This window comes from Streptomyces sp. NPDC048277 (genome assembly GCF_040652235.1).
Classification (GTDB): Bacteria; Actinomycetota; Actinomycetes; order Streptomycetales; family Streptomycetaceae; genus Streptomyces.
The window spans coordinates 363,569-383,317 of record NZ_JBEZLQ010000001.1 but is presented as its reverse complement, the minus strand read 5'-3'; the positions used below and the strand labels follow the sequence as shown (position 1 = coordinate 383,317).

The 19,749-nt window shown below is 72.1% G+C and carries 17 protein-coding genes and 1 pseudogene; 3 read left to right on the top strand and 15 right to left on the bottom strand.

What is annotated here, in order from left to right:
* The first annotated feature begins 18 nt into the window (after positions 1–18).
* The gene (locus tag AB0D85_RS01855; protein WP_362312384.1) at positions 19–816 is read left to right on the top strand and encodes an aminotransferase class IV; all 798 of its coding nucleotides are present in this window, start codon (positions 19–21) and stop codon (positions 814–816) included.
* 79 nt (positions 817–895) lie between these two features.
* Here the strand turns inward: AB0D85_RS01855 and AB0D85_RS01850 are convergent, their stop codons facing one another.
* The gene (locus AB0D85_RS01850; RefSeq protein ID WP_362312382.1) at positions 896–1,381 is read right to left on the bottom strand and encodes a carboxymuconolactone decarboxylase family protein; all 486 of its coding nucleotides are present in this window, start codon (positions 1,379–1,381) and stop codon (positions 896–898) included.
* 10 nt (positions 1,382–1,391) lie between these two features.
* Positions 1,392–2,887, bottom strand: a pseudogene (locus tag AB0D85_RS01845) (PLP-dependent aminotransferase family protein).
* A gap of 46 nt (positions 2,888–2,933) precedes the next feature.
* Here AB0D85_RS01845 and AB0D85_RS01840 point away from each other — a divergent pair.
* Complete coding sequence (locus tag AB0D85_RS01840) at positions 2,934–3,431, top strand: carboxymuconolactone decarboxylase family protein (protein ID WP_362312380.1); 498 nt, start codon at positions 2,934–2,936, stop codon at positions 3,429–3,431.
* A 7-nt stretch (positions 3,432–3,438) separates the two neighbouring features.
* Here the strand turns inward: AB0D85_RS01840 and AB0D85_RS01835 are convergent, their stop codons facing one another.
* The 7 genes from AB0D85_RS01835 to AB0D85_RS01805 form a co-directional block, all read right to left on the bottom strand.
* Positions 3,439–4,395, bottom strand: a complete 957-nt coding sequence (locus AB0D85_RS01835) for an ABC transporter substrate-binding protein (protein ID WP_362312378.1) — start codon at positions 4,393–4,395, stop codon at positions 3,439–3,441.
* 2 nt (positions 4,396–4,397) lie between these two features.
* Entirely contained in the window at positions 4,398–6,329 is a 1,932-nt protein-coding gene (locus tag AB0D85_RS01830) for an ABC transporter permease subunit (RefSeq protein ID WP_362312376.1), read from the bottom strand.
* A complete protein-coding gene (locus AB0D85_RS01825; protein ID WP_362312374.1) occupies positions 6,329–7,510 on the bottom strand; it encodes a glycine betaine/L-proline ABC transporter ATP-binding protein in 1,182 nt (393 codons plus the stop codon). The genes AB0D85_RS01830 and AB0D85_RS01825 overlap by 1 nt, the downstream gene beginning before the upstream one ends.
* Positions 7,510–9,036: a GMC oxidoreductase gene (locus AB0D85_RS01820; protein ID WP_362312372.1), complete on the bottom strand. Its 1,527-nt coding sequence runs from the start codon at positions 9,034–9,036 to the stop codon at positions 7,510–7,512. The genes AB0D85_RS01825 and AB0D85_RS01820 overlap by 1 nt, the downstream gene beginning before the upstream one ends.
* A 56-nt stretch (positions 9,037–9,092) precedes the next feature.
* Complete coding sequence (locus AB0D85_RS01815; protein WP_362312370.1) at positions 9,093–10,604, bottom strand: aldehyde dehydrogenase family protein; 1,512 nt, start codon at positions 10,602–10,604, stop codon at positions 9,093–9,095.
* A gap of 226 nt (positions 10,605–10,830) precedes the next feature.
* Positions 10,831–11,568: a DUF2637 domain-containing protein gene (locus tag AB0D85_RS01810; RefSeq protein WP_362312368.1), complete on the bottom strand. Its 738-nt coding sequence runs from the start codon at positions 11,566–11,568 to the stop codon at positions 10,831–10,833.
* Between the two features lie 21 nt (positions 11,569–11,589).
* Positions 11,590–11,769, bottom strand: a complete 180-nt coding sequence (locus tag AB0D85_RS01805) for a hypothetical protein (protein ID WP_362312366.1) — start codon at positions 11,767–11,769, stop codon at positions 11,590–11,592.
* A gap of 305 nt (positions 11,770–12,074) precedes the next feature.
* Between AB0D85_RS01805 and AB0D85_RS01800 the strand changes: the two genes are divergently transcribed.
* Positions 12,075–12,761, top strand: a complete 687-nt coding sequence (locus tag AB0D85_RS01800; RefSeq protein WP_362312364.1) for a siderophore-interacting protein — start codon at positions 12,075–12,077, stop codon at positions 12,759–12,761.
* 6 nt (positions 12,762–12,767) lie between these two features.
* Here the strand turns inward: AB0D85_RS01800 and AB0D85_RS01795 are convergent, their stop codons facing one another.
* The 6 genes from AB0D85_RS01795 to AB0D85_RS01770 form a co-directional block, all read right to left on the bottom strand.
* Positions 12,768–13,766, bottom strand: a complete 999-nt coding sequence (locus AB0D85_RS01795; RefSeq protein WP_362312362.1) for a hypothetical protein — start codon at positions 13,764–13,766, stop codon at positions 12,768–12,770.
* 650 nt (positions 13,767–14,416) lie between these two features.
* A complete protein-coding gene (locus AB0D85_RS01790; RefSeq protein ID WP_362312360.1) occupies positions 14,417–15,406 on the bottom strand; it encodes a malate dehydrogenase in 990 nt (329 codons plus the stop codon).
* A 302-nt stretch (positions 15,407–15,708) separates the two neighbouring features.
* Positions 15,709–16,764, bottom strand: a complete 1,056-nt coding sequence (locus tag AB0D85_RS01785; protein ID WP_362312358.1) for a DUF2690 domain-containing protein — start codon at positions 16,762–16,764, stop codon at positions 15,709–15,711.
* A gap of 261 nt (positions 16,765–17,025) precedes the next feature.
* A complete protein-coding gene (locus AB0D85_RS01780; protein WP_362312356.1) occupies positions 17,026–17,487 on the bottom strand; it encodes a helix-turn-helix transcriptional regulator in 462 nt (153 codons plus the stop codon).
* 247 nt (positions 17,488–17,734) lie between these two features.
* Positions 17,735–18,412, bottom strand: a complete 678-nt coding sequence (locus tag AB0D85_RS01775; RefSeq protein ID WP_362312354.1) for a response regulator transcription factor — start codon at positions 18,410–18,412, stop codon at positions 17,735–17,737.
* Entirely contained in the window at positions 18,409–19,572 is a 1,164-nt protein-coding gene (locus tag AB0D85_RS01770) for a sensor histidine kinase (RefSeq protein ID WP_362312352.1), read from the bottom strand. The genes AB0D85_RS01775 and AB0D85_RS01770 overlap by 4 nt, the downstream gene beginning before the upstream one ends.
* Between the last annotated feature and the right edge of the window lie 177 nt (positions 19,573–19,749).

Sequence of the window (19,749 nt, the reverse complement as noted above, 5' to 3'; positions counted from 1 at the left end):
ACTGAGGAGGAGGCGAGCGTGGGCTCACAAGTGGCGTTCGGCGAGGGGCTGTTGACGTGGTCTCCGGACGACGGGCTGCGGCCGGCCGCGGACCCGGAGCCCGGCGGGCGGCTGCTCGTCGCGGACTCCTGGCTGGTCCGGGACGGCCGGGTGCGCGCCCTCGACCGGCACAAGGAGCGCTTCCTGCGGTCCTGCGGCGAGTGCGACGGGCCGCCGCCGCGCCGGCTGCTGGAATTCTGGCAGGACATGACGGCCGCGCTGCCCCGCACGGGCGAGTGGTTCCCGCGGGTCGAACTCGGCGCCGGTGCCCTCAGGCTGCGGCTGCGGCACGCACCGGCGCTGGGGTCCGGGATCCGGGTGTGGGCGACCGGTCAGTCCGATCCCCGGACCCTCCCCCGCCGCAAGGGACCGGACCTGGACATGCTGGCCCGGGTCCGCGGCCGGGCGTCCGGCGCCGGTGCGGAGGAGGCGGTGCTGGTCACGCCCTCCGGGATCGTGCTGGAGGCGGCCACCGCCAGTGTGCTGTGGTGGGAGGACGACACGCTGTGCCTGCCCTCGCCGCAGCTGCCCGTCCTGCCCGGGGTGACCGCCGCCCTGATCCAGGAACGGGCCCAGCGGTCCGGGATCCGGCTGGCCCACCGGGAGCGGACCGTGGCCGAGCTGGACGGCCGTGAGGTGTGGCTGGTCAACGCGCTGCACGGGATCCGGCCGGTCACGGGATGGATCGGCGAACCGCCGCGGGCGGCACGGGCGGCGCGCGCCGGGGAATGGCGGACATGGCTGGACGACATCATGGAGCCGCTGCCGAACGACTGAACCCGCCGTTGAACAGAGAATGCGCCGGATCGAATCCGACCCGGCGCATTTTCCGCTGCCCGAATTACCGATAACTGAATTAATTCTGCTTGGGCTGATAAGCGCCCGGAACCATGCGGGTGGCGATGGCGATCCGGTTGTAGGCGTTGATGACGGTGGCCGCCCAGACGAGGGCCGCGATCTGGGCCTCGTCGAAGACCTCGGCGGCCCCGGCGTACACCGCGTCCGGGACATGGCCGTCGGCGACGAAGGTCACGGCCTCGGTCAACTCCAGTGCGGAGCGCTCCCGTTCGGTGAAGAAGGGGGTCTCCCGCCAGGCGTTCAGCGCGTAGACGCGCTGCTCGGTCTCACCCTGGGCGCGGGCGTCCTTGGTGTGCATGTCGAGGCAGAACGCGCAGCCGTTCAGCTGGGAGGCGCGGATTCTGACCAGTTCGAGGAGTTCGGGTTCGACCTTGGCGTCCTGGGCCGCGGTGACGGCGGCGGCATGCAGGGAACCCATCGCCGCGGAGACGTCGGGGGTGATTTTCTTGAGGGCCACACGGGAAATCTGATCAGCATTGCTCATGAGGGAGACTCTAGCCTTCGGAATTGAATTCCGTGGCCCATTCCGAAAGCACCGCGCACAGGAGGTCCAGCGCCCCCGACCAGGCGTGGTCCGCGGGGGTGCCGTAGCCCAGCACGAGGGCGTCCGGCGTCTCGGCGGCGGCCTCGGGGTGGCGGTGGCGCGGGGTGAGGCCCTCGATGGCGAGGCCGCGTTCGGCGGCGGCCCGGATCACCCGGTGCTGGGTGCCGGGCGGGAGCAGCAGGACGGCGTGCAGCCCGGCCGCGATGCCGGTGACCCGGATCGCCGGGGCGCGCTCGGCGAGGGCCGCGACCAGCTCGTCCCGGCGCCGCCGGTAGCGGGAGCGGGCCGCCCGGACATGACGGTCGTAGGCCCCGGAGGTGAGGAACTCGGCGAGCGTCAGCTGGTCCAGCGCCCCGCACGTGTCCACACCGCCCTTGACCTCCGTCACCGCCCGGGCCACCGTCCGCGGCAGCACCATCCAGGCCAGCCGCAGCCCGGGCGCCAGGGACTTGCTGGCCGTGCCCAGGTAGACCACCTCGTCGGGGGCGAGGCCCTGAAGCGCGCCGACGGGCCGGCGGTCGTAACGGAACTCGCCGTCGTAGTCGTCCTCCAGGACCAGGCCGCCGGTGCGCCGCGCCCAGTCCACGACGGCCGCCCGCCGGTCGTGGTGCAGCGCCACGCCCATCGGGAACTGGTGGGAGGGCGTCAGCAGCACCGCGGCCGGGCCCTCGGCCAGTTCCCTGGTGTCGGTGCCGAGTTCGTCGAAGGGCAGCGCACGCATACGGATTCCGGCCGCCGTCAGCAGCTGCCAGTGCTCGTCGAGGCCGTACGACTCCACGGCGACCGTGTCCGTCCCACGTGCCCGCAGCATCCGGCCGAGCAGGCTCAGGCCGTGCGAGAACCCGGCGCAGATCACGATGCGTTCGGGGTCGGCGCGCACGCCCCGGGCACGGGCTAGATAGGAGGCGAGCGCGGTGCGCAGTTCGACGCGGCCGCGGGGATCGCCGTAGCCGAAGGCGTCGTACGGGGCGGCGGTGAGGGCGCGGCGGGCGGCCTTGAGCCACTCGGCGCGCGGGAAGGCGGAGACGTCGGGGAAGCCGGCCCGCAGGTCGTAGGCGGGGCCGTGGGCCGCGGTGCCGCCGGCCGTGGCGGTGGGGCGCGGACCCGGCGGCAGGGCCGGCACCCCGGTCGCCACCCGGGTGCCGGAGCCCTGCCGGGCGGTCAGCCAGCCCTCGGCGACCAGGTCGGCGATGGGGGTCCCCCCGCGCGAGCGAAGCCGAGCGTGGGGGAGTCGGCGACGGTGTTGCGGGCGATGCCCAGGTCGGCGGCGAGGGAGCGGGAGGAGGGCAGCCGGGTGCCGGGCACCAGCCGGCCGCTGCGGACGGCCTCGCGCAGCGCGTCGGTCAGGCCCCGGCGCAGGCCCGAGCCGGTCGGTTCCAGGTGCAGGTCGATCCCCAGAGCCGACCGAGCGGACCGAGTGGACCGAGTGGCCCAGGTTTTCCCCATGGAAATGGACCATACTCCTGGGCTGCCTGGCTCCTAGGCTGGAGACATGACCACCGAAGACACCACCCAGTACGTCCCCGAGCACACCCCCCGCCTCGCCTGGGCGCAGCACGCGCCCGAGGTGTACAAGGCGATGGTCCGGCTGGACGGAGCCGCCCGTAAGGGCCTGGACGCCAAGCTGTTCGAGCTGGTGAAGATCCGCGCCTCGCAGCTCAACCACTGTGCGTACTGCCTCGACATGCACACCAAGGACGCGCTCGCGGCGGGCGAGAGCATCCAGCGCATCGTTCAGCTCAGCGCGTGGGAGGAGTCGAAGCACTTCTACACCGAGCAGGAGCTCGCCGCGATCGAGCTGACCGAGGCCGTCACCGTGCTGACCGACGGTTTCGTGCCGGACGAGGTCTACGAGCGGGCCGCCAAGCACTTCGACGAGGTGCAGCTGACGCAGCTGATCGCCTCGATCATCGTGATCAACTCCTGGAACCGGTTCGCCGTGACGACCCGTATGGTCCCCGGGCACTACCGGCCCGGGGACCACGGATGACGGAGCTCTACGGCTGGGACACCCATGGCTTCCACACGGAGGGGTGGCTGTCCACCCACCTCTTCGCGGCCTCCTGGGGGCTCAGCTTCTGGTCGGCGATCATGAGGGAGACCTGGTCCTGGTCCTCGGTCGTCCACCTGAACTTCTTCAGGAAGGCCGCCGCCCTGCCGCCGGTCCGCGCGAAGTCCGCGTTGAGGTACTTCTGCAGCGGGGTGCGCGGGTAGGCGCAGGCGACCTTGGCCGCGTCGGCGTCGCAGCCCTCCTGGTACGCGGGGAGCCGCACCTCGGTCATCGGCACCTTCTTGAACAGCCACTGGGGCGCGTACCAGTAGGTGAGGAAGGGCTTCTTCTCCTTGGCGAACTGCTTGATCTGGGTGATCTGGGCGGCCTCGGAACCGGCGAAGACGACCTGGTAGTCCAGCTTCAGGTTGTTCACCAGCGCCTTGTCGTTGGTGACGTACGACGGTGAGCCGTCCAGGAGCTGCCCCTTGCCGCCGCTCTCCGCGGTGCGGAAGAGCGAGGCGTACTTGTTCAGGTTCTTCCAGTCCGTGATGTCGGGGTGCTGCTTGACGAGATACGTCGGCACGAACCACCCGATGTGCCCGGTGACCCCGAGCTCCCCGGCACGGCTGATGGTCTTCTTGTCCTCGACGTACCGCTTCTCCTGGTCCGGGTGCCCCCAGTCCTCCAGGATCGCGTCGACCCGCCCCTGGCTGAGCGCGTCCCAGGCGGGGACCTCGTCGACCTGCACGGTGTCGACGCGGTAGCCGAGCTTGTGCTCTAGGAGGTACTGGGCGACAGCCACGTTCGACTGCGCGCCGACCCAGGACTGCACGGACAGGGTGAGGGTCTTCGCCCCCTGGGCGTTGGCGAACGGCGAGGCCTGCCTGGTCATGTCGGCGGCACCGCACCCGGTGGTGAGGACGAGCACGGAGGAGGCGGCGACGAGTGTCGTACGGCGCATGGTCACGCTCCCTTCCTCGTACGGCGTTCCGTGGGCTGGGTGACCCGGTCGAGCATCAGCCCCAGACAGACGATGGCGGCGCCGGCCACCAGGCCCGTCGCCAGGTCGCCCTGGGCGAGCCCGAAGGCGACGTCGTACCCGAGCGCGCCACCGCCCACGAGCCCGCCGATGATGACGACGGCGAGGACGAGCACCACTCCCTGGTTGACGGCGAGCAGCAACGCGGGCCGGGCGAGCGGGAGTTGCACCTGCCACAGCTGCTGACGGCCGGTCGCGCCGAGCGAACGCGCGGACTCCAGGGCGGCGGGGTCGACCTGCCGCAGCCCCTGCGCGGTGATCCGTACGACGGCCGGCAGCGCGTAGACGACCGCCGCGGCGACCGCGGGGGCACGGCCGACGCCGAACAGGGCGACGACCGGGATCAGGTACACGAACTGCGGCATCGTCTGGAAGACGTCCAGGACCGGGCGGAGTGCCCGCTCGACGCGGTCGCTGCGGGCGGCGGCGACACCGGTCGCGAAACCGAGGACCAGCGTGACGGCGACGGCCGCGAGGACCTGCGAGAGCGTGTCCAGTGACGGCTCCCACACCCCCAGCACACCGATCGCGGCCATCGCCAGGACGGCGGTGAGCGCGGTGCGCCAGGTGCCGACCAGCCAGGCCAGGGCGGCGACGAGCAGCAGCACCGCCCACCAGGGCAGCCACTGGAGCCCGTCGCGGACGGGGTCGAGGATCCAGGCGGTGAAGTGCCCCGCCCAGTCGGCGGTGCCGCCGACGACCGGGACACCCGAGTACAGATGGGCGGTCATCCAGTCGACGGCGCGGTCGACCGGTTCGGCGAAGTTCAGGGTCCAGGCGGTGGGCCAGTCGAGACCGCCGAGGAGCCGGGCGGCGACCGCGACGGCCACGGTGGCGCCGAGGGCGTACGCCCAGGTACGCGGGTGGGGCCGGGTGTCGCCCCGCTCTCCCGCGGCCGCGGTGATGCGGTCCAGGACGACCGCGAGGAGCACGATCGGAACACCGGCGGCGAGGGCCGCGCCGACGTCGACCGAGGCGAGGGCCTGGTAGACGCGGTCGCCGAGGCCGCCGGCGCCGATGACGGAGGCGATGACCGCCATCGACAGCGCCATCATGATCGTCTGGTTGAGGCCGAGGAGGAGTTCCCTGCGGGCCAGCGGGAGACGGGCGGTCAGCAGCCGCTGCCGGGGGGTGGCGCCCAGCGACTCCACGGCCTCCAGGACTTCGGGGTCGGCGCCGCGCAGGCCGAGGGCGGTGAGCCGGGCCATGGGCGGGGCGGCGTAGACGACGGTGGCGAGGACGGCGGCGGGGACGCCGATGCCGAAGACCAGGACGACGGGGAGGAGGTACGCGAAGGCGGGGAGCACCTGCATGGTGTCGAGGACGGGGCGCAGGGCGCGGTCCAGCCGGCCGGAGAGCCCGGCACCGAGACCGAGCACGAAGCCGACGGCGACGGACGCGGACACGGCTACGGCCATCAGCGCGAGGGTCTGCATCGTCGGCACCCACATGCCGAGGGCACCGCAGACGAGGAACGCGACGCCCGTGCCGACGGCGAGCCGCGTACCGGCGACCCGGTGGGCGACGACGGCGGCGAGCACGGTCACGCCGGGCCAGCCCGCGGCGAGGAGGGTGAGGTAGACGGCGCGGACGGTGAGGACGACGGCGTTGCTGATGTAGCCGAAGAAGTAGAGGAAGAGGGGGTGGGTGTCGCGGTTGTCGATGACCCAGTTGCCGGCGGAGGTGAGAGGTCCGGACAGGCCGACGGTGAGGCCGTGCGGCCAGGCGGCGGACGCCCAGTGGGAGCGGGCGAGGGGGACGAGGACGGCGGCGACCAGGGCGAGGACGAGGAGCTTGCGTACGGCGGGACGGACCGTGCGCATGGCTCGCGGAGTGGGGACACTGATCGTCGCCATCAGACGCCCTCCGGGTCGGTGCGCGGGGCAGGGGGTGTCACTCGCCCGCGTCGGCGGGGTACCGCTGCACTTTCCAGCAGGCGCTGCGAGTCCCCGCCCAGGGGCGCGGGGAACTGCGCGACCGGCCCCCGCTCGGCCGCGGACGCACTGCTACCTGCGTCTACCTTCGCCACGACTCCGAGCAACGCGTCGGCGTCCACGACCCCGACGCACCGGTCCCCCTCCACAACACGCGCCGGGGCGCCGGCCCCCACCACCACGTCGATCGCCTCGGCGACCGTGGCCGCTGAGCTGACCGCCGGTCCCTCTCCGGTCCCCTCCCCCGCCGCGCGCATAGCGGAACGCACCGTCATCACCTGCTCGCGCGGTACGTCCCGTACGAACTCCCGGACGTAGTCGTCGGCCGGCGAGCCGACGATCTCCTCCGGGGTGCCCAGCTGGACCACCCGGCCGTCACGCATCAGGGCGATGCGGTCGCCCAGCTTCAGCGCCTCCGACAGGTCATGCGTGATGAAGACCATCGTGCGGCCCTCCTCGCGGTGCAGGCGCACGACCTCCTCCTGCATGTCCCGCCGGATCAGCGGGTCGAGCGCGCTGAACGGCTCGTCGAAGAGGAGCACTTCCGGGTCGACGGCCAACGCCCGTGCGAGGCCCACCCGTTGGCGCTGGCCGCCCGACAGCTGGCTCGGGCGGCGCTGTTCCATGCCGTCCAGGCCGACCTTGGCGACGACCTCGGCGGCCCGCTTCCGCCGCTCGGACCTGCCGACACCCTGGATCTCCAGGCCGTACGCCACGTTGTCGAGGACGGACCGGTGCGGCAGGAGCCCGAAGTGCTGGAAGACCATCGCGGCCCGGTGCCGGCGCAGTTCACGCAGCCGGCCCTTGTCCATCGCACGGACGTCCTCGCCGTCGATGGCGATCGTGCCGGCCGTCGGCTCGATGAGCCGCGTCAGACAGCGGACCAGCGTCGACTTCCCGGAACCCGACAGGCCCATCACCACGAAGACCTCGCCCTTGCGCACGTCGAAGGAGACGTCACGGACGGCCGCCGTACAGCCGGTGCGGGCGCGCAGGTCGGCGGGCGACAGCCCGGTCAGGCCCGGGTCCGCCGGGACGCGTTCGGCCTTCGGGCCGAAGACCTTCCACAGCCCGTCGACGGAGAAAACAGGAGCTGTGTTCATCACGCACCGCCCTTCAGCAGGTCCACGGCCCGCTCGCCGACCATCAGTACTCCGATCATCGGGTTCACGGCCGGCATGGCCGGGAAGACGGACGCGTCGGCGATGCGGATGCCGTCGAGGCCGCGGATGCGCAACTCGGGGTCGACGACGGCCTGTCGGTCGTCGGCCGCGCCCATCCGGCAGGTGCCCGCCGGGTGGTACACCGTGTGCGCGGCCTTCCGGGCGTACTCGCTCAGCTCCGCGTCGCCGACGATCTCCGGCCCGGGGCACACCTCGCGCTTCAGCCAGCCGGCCAGCGGCTCGGTGCGCGCGATCTCGCGGGCGATACGGATGCCGTCGACGAGGGTGCGGCCGTCGTAGTCGTCCTCGTCGGTGAAGTAGCGGAAGTCCAGCGCGGGCTTCACGGACGGGTCGGCGCTGGTCAGGTAGAGGCGGCCGCGGCTGTGCGGCTTGGGGATGTTCGGGGTCATCGAGACGCCGTACGGCGGGCGTTCGTAGCCCAGGCGTTCGGGGTTGTCCGTGAACGGGACCTGGTAGAAGTGGAACATCAGGTCGGGGCCCGCGTGTTCGGGGTCGCGGCGGACGAACAGGCCCGCGTCGGAGTCCATCGCGGAGTTCTCGGGGATGGGGCCGTGGGTCTCCCAGACGATCACCGACTCGGGGTGGTCGAGGAGGTTCTCGCCGACGCCGGGGAGGTCGTGCGCGACCGGGATGCCCAGGGCTTCGAGGTCCTGGGCCGGGCCTATGCCGGAGTGCAGCAGCAGCCGCGGGGAGTCGACTGCGCCCGCGCACAGGACGACCTCTTTGCGGGCCCGTATCAGCAGGTCCTCGCCGTCCTCGGTGCGGACGTGCACGCCGTCGGCGCGGGTGCCGTCCAGTTCCAGCCGGTGGGCCCAGGTCTCAAGGAGGATCGTGAGGTTGGGGCGCTCGTCCAGCACCGGGTGGAGGTAGGCCACGGACGCGCTGGACCGCTTGTTGTTCTCGGGGTGGTAGGCGAGGTCGAAGAAGCCGGCGCCCTCGGTGAACGGCCTGCGGTTGAAGCCCTCCACGCGCGGGACGCCCAGCGCCTCCTGCGCCGCGTCGACGAAGTCGCGGGCGATGGCGTTCCGGTCCTTCTCGTCGACCGGCACGATGTTGTTGAGGAGGCGGGCGTAGTACGCCTCCATCGGGACCGCGCCCCAGCCCTTGGCGCCGGCCGCCTCCCACTCGTCCCAGTCGGACGGGAGCGGCTTGAAGGAGATGAGGGTGTTGTGCGACGAACAGCCGCCCAGCACCCGGGCGCGGCTGTGCCGGATGTGGGAGTTGCCGCGCGGCTGTTCGGTGGTCGGGTAGTCGTAGTCCAGCTCGCCGCCGAGCAGGCCCATCCAGCGGCGCAGGGTGAGGACGTCGTCGCGGTCGACGTCACTGGGGCCGCCCTCGATGACGGCGACCGTGACATCGGGGTTCTCGGTGAGCCGGGAGGCGATGACGGAACCGGCGGTTCCGCCGCCTATGACGACGTAGTCGTAGGTGTGGGTGTAGGGCATGGGGAGGTACTCCAGGAAAGCTTTGTGCGTACGGCGGTCGGGTGGGCTCGCGTGGCTCAGCCGGCGAACCAGCGCACCGGCTTCGGCGCGAGGTTCTGGTAGACGTGCTTGGTCTCGCGGTACTCGGCGAGCCCGGCGGGGCCCAGCTCGCGGCCGGTGCCGCTCTTCCCGAAGCCGCCCCACTCCGCCTGCGGGAGGTAGGGGTGGAAGTCGTTGATCCAGACGGTGCCGTGGCGCAGCCGGCCGGCCACCCGGCGGGCGCGTCCCGCGTCGGCGGTCCAGACGGCGCCGGCGAGGCCGTACTCGGTGTCGTTGGCGAGGGCGACCGCCTCGTCCTCGGTGCGGAAGGTCTCGACCGTGAGGACCGGCCCGAAGACCTCCTCGCGTACGACCCGCATCTCGCGGTGGCACTGGTCGAGGACGGTCGGCTCGTAGAAGTAGCCGGTGGCGGGCCGGTCGGCGGCGGGGTCGGGGCGCCTGCCGCCGGAGCGCAGCACCGCGCCCTCGGCCAGCGCCGACGCGACGTACGCCTCGACCTTGGCGCGCTGCTGTTCGGAGACGAGGGGACCGCACTCGACGCCGTCCGCCGTACCGCGGCCCAGCCGGATCTTCGCCGCCCTGCGGGCGAGTTCGGCGACGAACCGCTCCCGGAGATGCTCCTCGACGATCAGTCGGGCGCCGGCCGAGCAGACCTGGCCGCTGTGGATGAACGCGGCGTTGAGGGCCTGGTCGACGGCGGTGTCGAAGCCCTCGTCGGTCGCGCAGGCGTCGGCGAAGACGACGTTGGGGTTCTTGCCGCCGAGTTCGAGGGCGACCTTCTTGACCGACACGGCGGCGGCCTGGGCGACCTTGACGCCGCTGACCAGTCCGCCGGTGAAGGAGACCAGGTCGACGTCGGGGTGCTCGGCAAGACGGGCGCCGACGGTGTGGCCGGGGCCGGTGACGAGGTTCGCGACTCCGGCGGGCAGCCCTGCCTCCGCGAGCAGGCCGACCAGCGCGATCGTGGTCAGCGGGGTGATCTCGCTCGGCTTGATCACGAAGGTGTTGCCGGCCGCGAGCGCCGGGGCGATCTTCCAGCTGGCCTGGAGCAGCGGGTAGTTCCAGGGGGTGATCAGGGCGCACACCCCGACCGGTTCGTGGACGACGACGCTGTGGATGTCGGCCGAGCCGGCGTCGACCACCCGGCCCGCGCCCTCCGCCGCCACCAGGTCGGCGAAGTAGCGGAAGGCGTCGGCGACGCAGTCGATGTCGACACGGCCTTCTTCGAGTGTCTTGCCCGCGTCGCGGCTCTCCAGGAGACCGAGCTCTTCACGGTCGCGTACGAGCAGGTCGGCCACCCGGCGGAGCAGGGCGGCGCGCTCGGCGACGGGGGTGCGGGGCCAGTCGCCGGTGTCGAAGGCGCGGCGGGCGGCGGCCACCGCCGCTTCCGCGTCCTTCTCGTCACCCTCGGCGACCGCGGCGAAGGGCAGCCCGTCCGCGGGGTCGATGATCTCGCGTGTCGCTCCGGAGACGGCTTCCAGCCATTCGTCTCCGACCCGGATGGTCGCTCGTGCCGTTCTGTCCGCCATGATCGGTATTGCCTTCCGTTCCTGTTCAGTGCCCCTGTGTGACACAGGAGTCACACTCGGGGACCGTCACCACCTGCCCGCGGCTCGGAATTGCATGCGCAATCGATGGCCGAAAGTGCGCTGCATCACTGAACAGTCGGTCGAACTCAGACAAATGCTCCATGGAAGGCACGGAAGGCATGGAAGGCACGGAGGGCATCGAGAGCACGGCGGGCGCCGAGGTTTCTCATGGCGTGGCGCTCGACGGCTCGGCGGGGGTGGCGTGCCGGGGCTGGCTCTTCGTCGAGATCTGGCCGACGAGTTCCCAGAAGCACACCAGAGCGGTGACGGGCGGAATCCCGAAGATCACTAAGGAGAGCAGCGCATGTGACGAGTGACTGACACACAGCGCCACGGCCACGACGGAGGCGGCCAGCACCACGCACCAGGACCGCCGGGTGCTCCGGCGCTGGACGGTGGCCCGCACCACGGAGAGCGCCGCCACGAACCACGGCCCGTACACGGTCAGCGGCCAGTACTGCGCCAGCCCCACGGGCAGCACCGACGAGGCGATCCCGCGCAGTTGCTCGTAGGAGTAGCAGACGGACCAGGTCAGCATGCACACCGCGCACAGCGAGACCGCCGCGATCAGGAGCGTGATGTGCGTGACGCGCCGGCCGCCGTCGAGCAGATGGGACTCATGGCGGATCCGCCGGCGGTTGCTACGGCGCCGGGTCGGCACGTCCAGCAGGGTGGGAGCCGCGCTCACACCGGTCGGTGCGGACAGTATCTGCGCCAGCTCCTCGACCGGGTCCCAGTCGCTCGGCGCGACGTCCGGCTCCGGGGCGCCCCAGGCGTGGTCGTAGAGACCTGCAGAGTCATAGCGACCGGTGTTGTCGTAGAGACCCGTGTGATCGTAGAGACCTGCAGGGTCGTAGAGACCCGCATGGTCGTAGAGACCGGTGTCGTGCTGAATCCCGTCCATCGGTAAACCTCCGCCCCCGCCTCAGAACGTTTTGTAAATATCTGCCATCGTCCGCCGATATTCTTTTTCCATCGCGTCGATTCTCTTCAGGAAATCATCGAGCAGGTCCGAGCATGAGGTGATATCCATACTGCCGGGCCAGCGGAGCGCGGCCATCGGGTGATCTTCGGCGGTACGCCAGTCCAATCGCGTCACGGTCACCTAACGACCGCCGCGCGGGGCTGGGTTTGGGGCGTTCGGGGGAATTCAGTCACCCGGAAGAGAACCTATAGAATGCCTGGCGGAACACAATGGAATAAATTCCGAATATGCGGCCGGTTACATTCCGTGAATACGGAGACGCACTCCGGTCGGCGACTCCCGTACGCGGCGGCGCGGCCAGGCAGGGCCGATACCGAGGGGCGGAGCCCGACACGCACTATCGCGTTCAAGAGGGAACGCGTACTATCGCGTTCCATCGGCGCCTGAGCAACTCCCCTCACCATACGGCCCGTTGAGGAGCCACCATGCCCGCACTCCTGAACCCCGTCCTCGATCTGCTGACGCTGCGCGGCACCGTCACCGAGGCCGAACAGATCACCGCCCGGATGCGCCGCCTGCGCATCGACGGCGACCAGCTCGCCGGCCTCGACGTCCGGCCCGGCCAGCAGGTGCGCGTCCTGGTCGCCGGGCTGACCCTTCGCACGTACTCGGTCTGGAGCTACGACCCGTCCGGCGTCGTCGAGTTGTGCGTACTGGACCACGCCGAGGGGGGACCGGGCAGCGAGTGGGGGCGGACCGTCGGGACGGGCGAACAGGTGCGGCTGCGCAAGCCCGAGGGCACCTTCACCCTGCGCCCCGAGGCCGCCCACCATGTCTTCGTCGGCGACGAGACGGCCTCGGTCGCCTTCGGCGCGATGCTCGCCGCGCTGCCGGAGGAGGCCCAGGTCTCCGGCTGCGTGGAGACGGAGACGGCCGCGGACCGGCTGCCGCTCGCGCACGGGGAGCGGATCGACTGGGTGCTCCGGGGCGGGAGTTCACTGCCGGAGGCGGTACGGCGGCTCGCCCCCGAGCCCGGCGGGATCGCGTATGTCGCCGGGGAGGCGCGGGCCGTGCAGGCGGTGCGGAAGGTGCTGGTCCAGGAGGCGGGGTGGGACCGGCGGGCGGTGCTCACTAAGCCGTTCTGGACGCCGGGGAAGAAGGGCATGGAGTGACGACGCTCAGGAGCACTGGGCGTCCGTGGGGCAGAAGGAGTCGACCGCGGCCGTGAGCGGCCCCCGGACCAGGCCGGCGGACAGACTCCCGGGACCGCTGGAGCGGATCGCGTAGAGCGTCCCGTCGGCGGCCTGGAAGCGGTGGTCGACGACCTGGCGGGCGCCCTTGGTCTTGTCGTCGTAGCGGTAGGACAGTTCGGCCCAGGTGTCGCCGGAGGTACGGTCCCCGGCCCGGTAGCCGGGCTGGCGGGAGTAGCCGTAGCCCGGATCGTTCTCGGCGAGGTCGAGGGACTCGGCCGGGGTGGCCTCGGAGAGCTCGAAGATCTGCAACTGGCGCCCGTCGGACGGGGAGTCGTAGTACACGACCGGCGCCTTCTCGCCCTGCTGCTGCCGCCGCGTCCAGCCCCGGGGGACGTCGAGGGTGTAGCCGACGGGATCGTGCGCGACGCGGTAGCCGGAGGGGACGGCGGAGCCGGGGGTCGTCTCGGACGCGGGGGAAGCGGGCGATTCCGGTGCCGGGACGCTCGCGCTCGCGCTCGGGGCCGGGGAGGCGCCGGTGCCGGTGCCGTGGTCTCGCCCCAGGTACCAGACGCCCAGGCCGGCGCCCGTGGCGACCAGCACCAGCGCGAGAACGGCGGCGGCCGTGCGGCCGGTGCGGCGGCGGGGCGGTACGTACCCGGCCGGCGGGGGCCGGTGGCCCGGGGAGGTGGGGGCCGCGGACCAGGGCGGCGGGGTGTAGCTGTGCTGCTCGTCCGGCGACACCGGCGGGGCCGAGAACCCGGCGGGGAGCGGGGGCAGCGCGGAGGGCTGCGTCGGCGTCGGCGCCGGCGCCCAGACGGGACGCCCACTCTCCGCACCGGGCTCACGACCGTCACCGTAACGCTCGTATCCGCCGGGCCGGTTGCTTTCCGGGCGCTCGGGGTACTCCGGGCGCTCCGAGTGCTCTGGATACTCCGGGTACTCCGGGCGCTCCGGGCGTCTCGGCCGGCCGGAGATTTCCGGCACCGGAGGTGCCTCCGCTCCGTTCCGGAGCTCGGTGCGATCCAAGTCCTCCGGCCGCAGCGGTACTTCCCGGCGCCCCGCCGCCTCGGGCCGGTCCGCAGTCTCCGGCGGCTTCGAGAACGCCACGCGCCCCGGGTCCTCCGGCGCCGGAGCCTCCGGGCGCCCTGCAGCCTCCGACCACCCCGCCGTCTCGGGTCGGCCCGCCTTCTCCGGCCGCTTCGAGAACTCCACGCGCCCCCGGCCCTCCGGCACCGGGACCTCCGGGCGCCCCGCCGCCTCCGACCACCCAGCCGCCTCCGACCACCCCGCCGCCTCGGGCCGGTCCGCCGCCTCCGGCCGACCCGTAGTCTCCGGTCGGCCCGCCCTCTCCGGCCGCTTCGAGAAATCCGCAGGACCCCGGTCCTCCGGCGCCGGGTCCTCCCGGCGCCCTGTCGGCTCCGGCCTTTCCTGGATCTCCCGGCGTTCCGCCGGCTCCGGCGCTTCCGGGTTCTCCCGGTGTCCTTGGGGCTCCTGGCCGTCTCCGTCGTTCCGTTCGTTCATCGCGAACCCCCCGATTCACTCCACCGCGTGGCCCTTTCGACGGTAGCGGCGGAAACGGGAACGGGCCCCGTTCCGGACGAAACCGGAGCGGGGCCCGTGTGGTGCGGGGTGGCTCAGATGAGGCCGAGGGCGCGGACCGCGTCGCGCTCCTCCGCCAGCTCCTGCACCGACGCGTCGATGCGGGCGCGGGAGAACTCGCTGATCTCCAGGCCCTGGACGATCTCGTACGTGCCGTCCTTGGTGGTGACCGGGAAGGAGGAGATCAGGCCCTCCGGGACGCCGTAGGAGCCGTCCGACGGGATGCCCATGGAGGTCCAGTCGCCGTCCGCGGTGCCGTTGACCCAGGTGTGGACGTGGTCGATGGCGGCGTTCGCGGCGGAGGCCGCGGAGGACGCGCCACGGGCCTCGATGATGGCCGCGCCGCGCTTGGCGACGGTCGGGATGAAGTCCTCGGCCAGCCACTTCTCGTCGTTGACGACCTCGGCCGCGTTCTTGCCGGCGACGGTCGCGTGGAAGATGTCGGGGTACTGGGTGGCGGAGTGGTTGCCCCAGATGGTCAGGCGCTTGATGTCGGCGACCGTCACACCCGTCTTCTTCGCGAGCTGGGTCAGCGCGCGGTTGTGGTCGAGGCGGGTCATCGCGGTGAAGCGCTCGGCCGGTACGTCCGGCGCGGCGGCCTGCGCGATCAGCGCGTTCGTGTTGGCCGGGTTGCCGACGACCAGGACCTTGATGTCGTCCGCGGCATGGTCGTTGATGGCCTTGCCCTGCGGCTTGAAGATGCCGCCGTTGGCCTCCAGGAGGTCACCGCGCTCCATGCCCTTGGTGCGGGGGCGGGCGCCGACGAGAAGGGCGACGTTGGCGCCGTCGAACGCGACGTTCGGGTCGTCGCTGATGTCGATGCCCTGGAGAAGGGGGAAGGCGCAGTCGTCGAGCTCCATGGCGGTGCCCTCGGCGGCCTTGAGCGCCGGGGTGATCTCCAGGAGGCGGAGCCGGACCGGCACGTCCGCGCCGAGCAGCTGGCCGGAGGCGATGCGGAAGAGCAGGGCGTAACCGATCTGGCCGGCCGCGCCGGTGACGGTGACGTTCACGGGAGTGCGGGTCATGGCGTTCTCCGTTGACAGCTGGCGGTGGGCGTCCTTGCCCTGGCGAGCGGACGTACAAATGATCGATCTCTTGGCATCAAGAGATCCACCGGTCAGGCTATCGCGCATCCCGGATGCCGGACGTGGAGGGGTGGGTGTGGCTCACCCCACACAGCGACGACGGGGCAAGGCGGCGGCCGCCCGTCCGGGAGAGGTGTGACAGGGCGGCCGCCACCCCGGGGTACCGGCGGTATCCGGATCCCGTGGGGGTTACGGTTCGCGTGCCCAGGAATCGGGGTGGCATTCCAGGGCGCCGCAAGTTTCTACGTCGTGCATCCCGTCCGCCCCGACGCCAGCGTGGCGCAGGCCTTCGCCTCTGTCGCGTCCTTCACCGCCACCATCGGCGTGTACGCGATCGTGTCGCCGGTGGCCGTGATGTCGCCGCGCTCCGTGGTGGTGCCGGCCGTGACCCTGACCGAGTCGCCCCGGGCGGCGCCGGTGATCCGGCCCCAGGCGGCGCCGCAGGCCCTGCTGTAGCGGACCTCCAGGGTGGTCGCGCCGACCGTGGCGGTCTTGGCGGTGGTCACGAGGTCGCCGCTGCAGCCCATGGCCTCCGCGTCCTTGCCGGTGCAGCCCGCGCCCGCGCACTTCACCCCGGCCGGCAGGCTGGTACCGGCGCCGGTGGACGGCGCGGCGGAGGCGGTGCCGCCCTGGTTCTTCTTCCCGCCGGAGTCGTTGCCGGTGAGGAAGAAGACGGCGGCGATGACGACGACCACGCCGACGGCCCCCGCGAGGAACATCGTCAGCCGCCGCCTGCCGCTCCCGGCAGCGGCCGGGCCGCCCCGGGGCGCGGCCGGCCCCCGGGAGCCGGTGCCCTCCCGGCGGTTCGCGTCGGGGGCCGTCGGCTGGGGCGGGATGGTGGGCGAGACACCCGCCGGCCCGGCGATGCCCGGCGCCGCGACGGCACTGCCCGCCCGACGCGGCGCCTTGGCACCCGACCCGGACCCGGCAGCGGATGCGGATGTGGCCGGCGGCGCCCCGAACTCCCCCAGCGCGGCCCGCGCCTGGGCGATCCGGATCGCCTCCATGGTCATGTCGTGGCGCTGCTCCGAACGGCTCCAGGCCCGTTCGGCCAGCTCCCACATGGTCGTGAGGTGGACGGGATTGGTGCCGGTGACCTCGGCGAGCGCGACGATCGCGCCCTTGGGTGCGAGCAGACGTCCGCCCAGGTACCGCTCCCAGGACGTCTTGCTGTAGCCGGTGCGGTCGGACAGTGCCGCGACGCTCAGCCCGCTGCGGTCCACGAGCCGTCGCAGCTGGGTCGCGAACTCCCTGACCTGCGGATCGAGTTCATCCGGCAGGGCTTTCCAACGAGGCATTGCTTCCCCCTCTTTCCCCCGGTCCTCTTTCCCCCGGTTCGGTGCCGTGTCCGCCCCCGAGCAGGGGGCGCACAGGAGCACTGGCCCGCCGGAATGCACCGTCGCACGCCGACCCCGACACGGTCCAATGAGCCATCGGCTCGTCCCGATTGGAGACGTTAGCCCGGTTGTGGGTCGGCTTCCTGACATATCCCCGAACTTGTCAACACATCGACACATCGGTCATCCAGCTGTGACCTCGCAGGTCACAGAGTGCTCAGCTCACCCGAGGACCACGGCACCGACGACCGTCACGAGGAGCAGCACGAGGAGCAGCAGCACGGCGTACAGCAGGAGCCGGCCGTGCGGCCGGGGGGCCGGTTCCGGTTCCGGCCGGTCCCACCAGGGGAGGGTCGGATCGTCCTCGTACTCCTCCGCGCCCGGCGGCCGTTCCGGCACGGTCGCCGGGCGCGGCCAGGCCTGGACGGCCAGTTCCCAGCGCACGGCATGCCGTTCGGCGTCCGCGCCGTCGAGGCCCGCGACCCGGCACAGCGCGACGACGGCCTGGCGCGGCGGCGGCTGCACGGCGTTGAGGTAGCGCTGCCAGGAGGACTTGCTGTACGCGGTGCGGGCGCCCAGCGAGACCAGGCTGAGCCCGGTGTCGTCCTTGAGGAGCCGGAGCTGCTCCACGAAGTGCCGTACCTCCGGCGGGAGCCCCTCCGGCAGCGGCTGCCAGCCGCCCATGACGCACCTCCACGGCTTCGCCCGTCGCCGGTCTCGTTGCCAGTTCGTTGCCAGTTCAGACCGGGTGACGACGGCGGGCCGCCGGACGGTTCCCGCAGGTTGCGGCCGTACGGGCGGTCCGTAGCGGAACCGTCACCTCTGTGCCACAGGCACGGTACGGCCGTTGAACGGGCCACGCGCGGTGGGAAGGCTGAATCCCGACGGCGGTCCGTCCTGCTCGGGGGAGGGGACGGGCCGCCCGCACGGTTCAGTTCGCCGGGCCGCCCGGCGTCACCAGCCCCGTCTCGTATGCCACCACCACCGCCTGCGCCCGGCTGCCCAGGTCGAGTTTGGTCATGGTGCGGTTGAGGTGGGTCTTCACGGTCGCCTCGCTGATGTAGAGGCGGTCGGCGATCTCCAGGTTGGACAGCCCGCGCGCGGTGAGCCTGAGAACCTCGACCTCGCGGGAGGTCAGCACCTCCAGGTCGGGCGGCGGCCCGGCGTGGACGTCGCCGCCGCGCTGCCGGGCGAAGGCCTCCACCAGGCGCCGGGTGACACTCGGCGCGAACAGGGCGTCACCGCCGTCCACCGCGGTGACGGCGGCCAGCAGCCGTTCGGGGCCGGAGTCCTTGAGCAGGAACCCGGAGGCGCCGGCGCGCAGCGCGCCGTACACGTACTCGTCGAGGTCGAAGGTGGTCAGCACGAGGACGCGCGGCGGCGGTCCTTCGGCCTGGGCGATGATGCGCTCGGTGGCCTCGATGCCGTTGACGCCGGGCATCCGGATGTCCATGAGGACGACGTCGGGCCGTGTCTCGGCGGCCAGCAGCACCGCCTCCGCGCCGTCCCCGGCCTCCCCGACCACCTCGAACCCGGGTGCGGCCTCCAGCAGCCCCACCAGGCCCGCGCGGATGAGGAACTGGTCGTCGACCACGAGCACTCTGGTCATCCGGTACGGTCGTCCCCCCGCCGTGCGAGTGTGGCCGAGGTCGGCAGGGTCAGCTCGACCGCGAAGCCGCCCTCGGGGCGTGGGCCGACGCTGATCGTCCCACCGTAGAGCTTGGCCCGCTCACGCATGCCGATCAAGCCATGTCCGGCGCCCGTTCGCACTCTGTCCGGATTCACCCCCTCCCCGTCGTCGAGGACGGACACGGTCAGGTCCTGCGGTCCGTACCGCAGCAGCACGCGCGCGTGGGCGCGGCCGGCGTGCTTGAGGACGTTGGTGAGCGCCTCCTGGACGACACGGTAGGCGCACAGCTCGACACCGGGCGGCAGCGGCCGGTGCTCGCCCTCGACCGCGTACTCGACGGGCAGTCCGCCGCTGCGCACCCGCTCGACCAGTTCGGCCAGCCGCTCCAGGGTGGGCATGGGCGCCCGCTCGGCGGCCCGCGGATCCTCCTCGCGCAGCACCTGGAGCATGCGGCGCAGCTCCTCCAGTGCCTCGCCGCTGGTGTCGGCGATGGTGCCGAGGGCGCCCCGCGCCTTGCCGGGATTCGACTCGAAGACGAACCGGGCGAGGCCCGCCTGCACCGAGATCACCGACATGTGGTGGGCGACGACGTCGTGCAACTCCCGTGCTATCCGCCCGCGTTCCTCGGCGACGGCCCGCCGTGCCCGCTCGGCCTGCTCGGCCCGCAGATGCCGGGTGAGTTCGGCGGAACGCTGGGCGAGATGCCCGAACCAGACGAGCACCGTGCAGTAGAGCAGCGCCTGCATGACGACGGACGCCATCGAGGAGTCGGCGGTGACGATCCCGGCGTACACCCACATCCCGGTCATGCAGACCGCACAGCCGACGGCGACCCGGACCGATCGCACCGACGCGATCGTGTACAGCGCCAGCATGGAGCCGAAGGTGCACACCACGGGCCAGTAGCCGAGGCTGACGTAGACGATCGAGGCGCCCTGCATGACGGCGAAGACCGCGACCGGCCACCGGCCCCGCAGGGCGACGGGCAGATGGGCCGCCCCGACCAGCGCGTACGCGCGCGCGTCGGGCATCGGCCACCCCTGCGTGGGCGACTCCCGCCCCAGCAGCACGGCCATCACGACCGTCATGCACGCGATCAGCGTGTCGACGGCCAGTGGGGGCGGGTTGCGGAGGCGCATCGCCGCAGCGTAACGCCGGGATCTTGGACGGCGAGTCAATCGCCGGGAGTACCGCGGAAGTTGTAGGGGGTTCAACCGGGAGAGGGATTCGCCGGGCGGACCGGAACCCTACCTTCGAACCAGGGGGAGGCAGGCCCGCACCCACCGGGGGAGGTGCGGGCCACGCCCTGCCCGAGC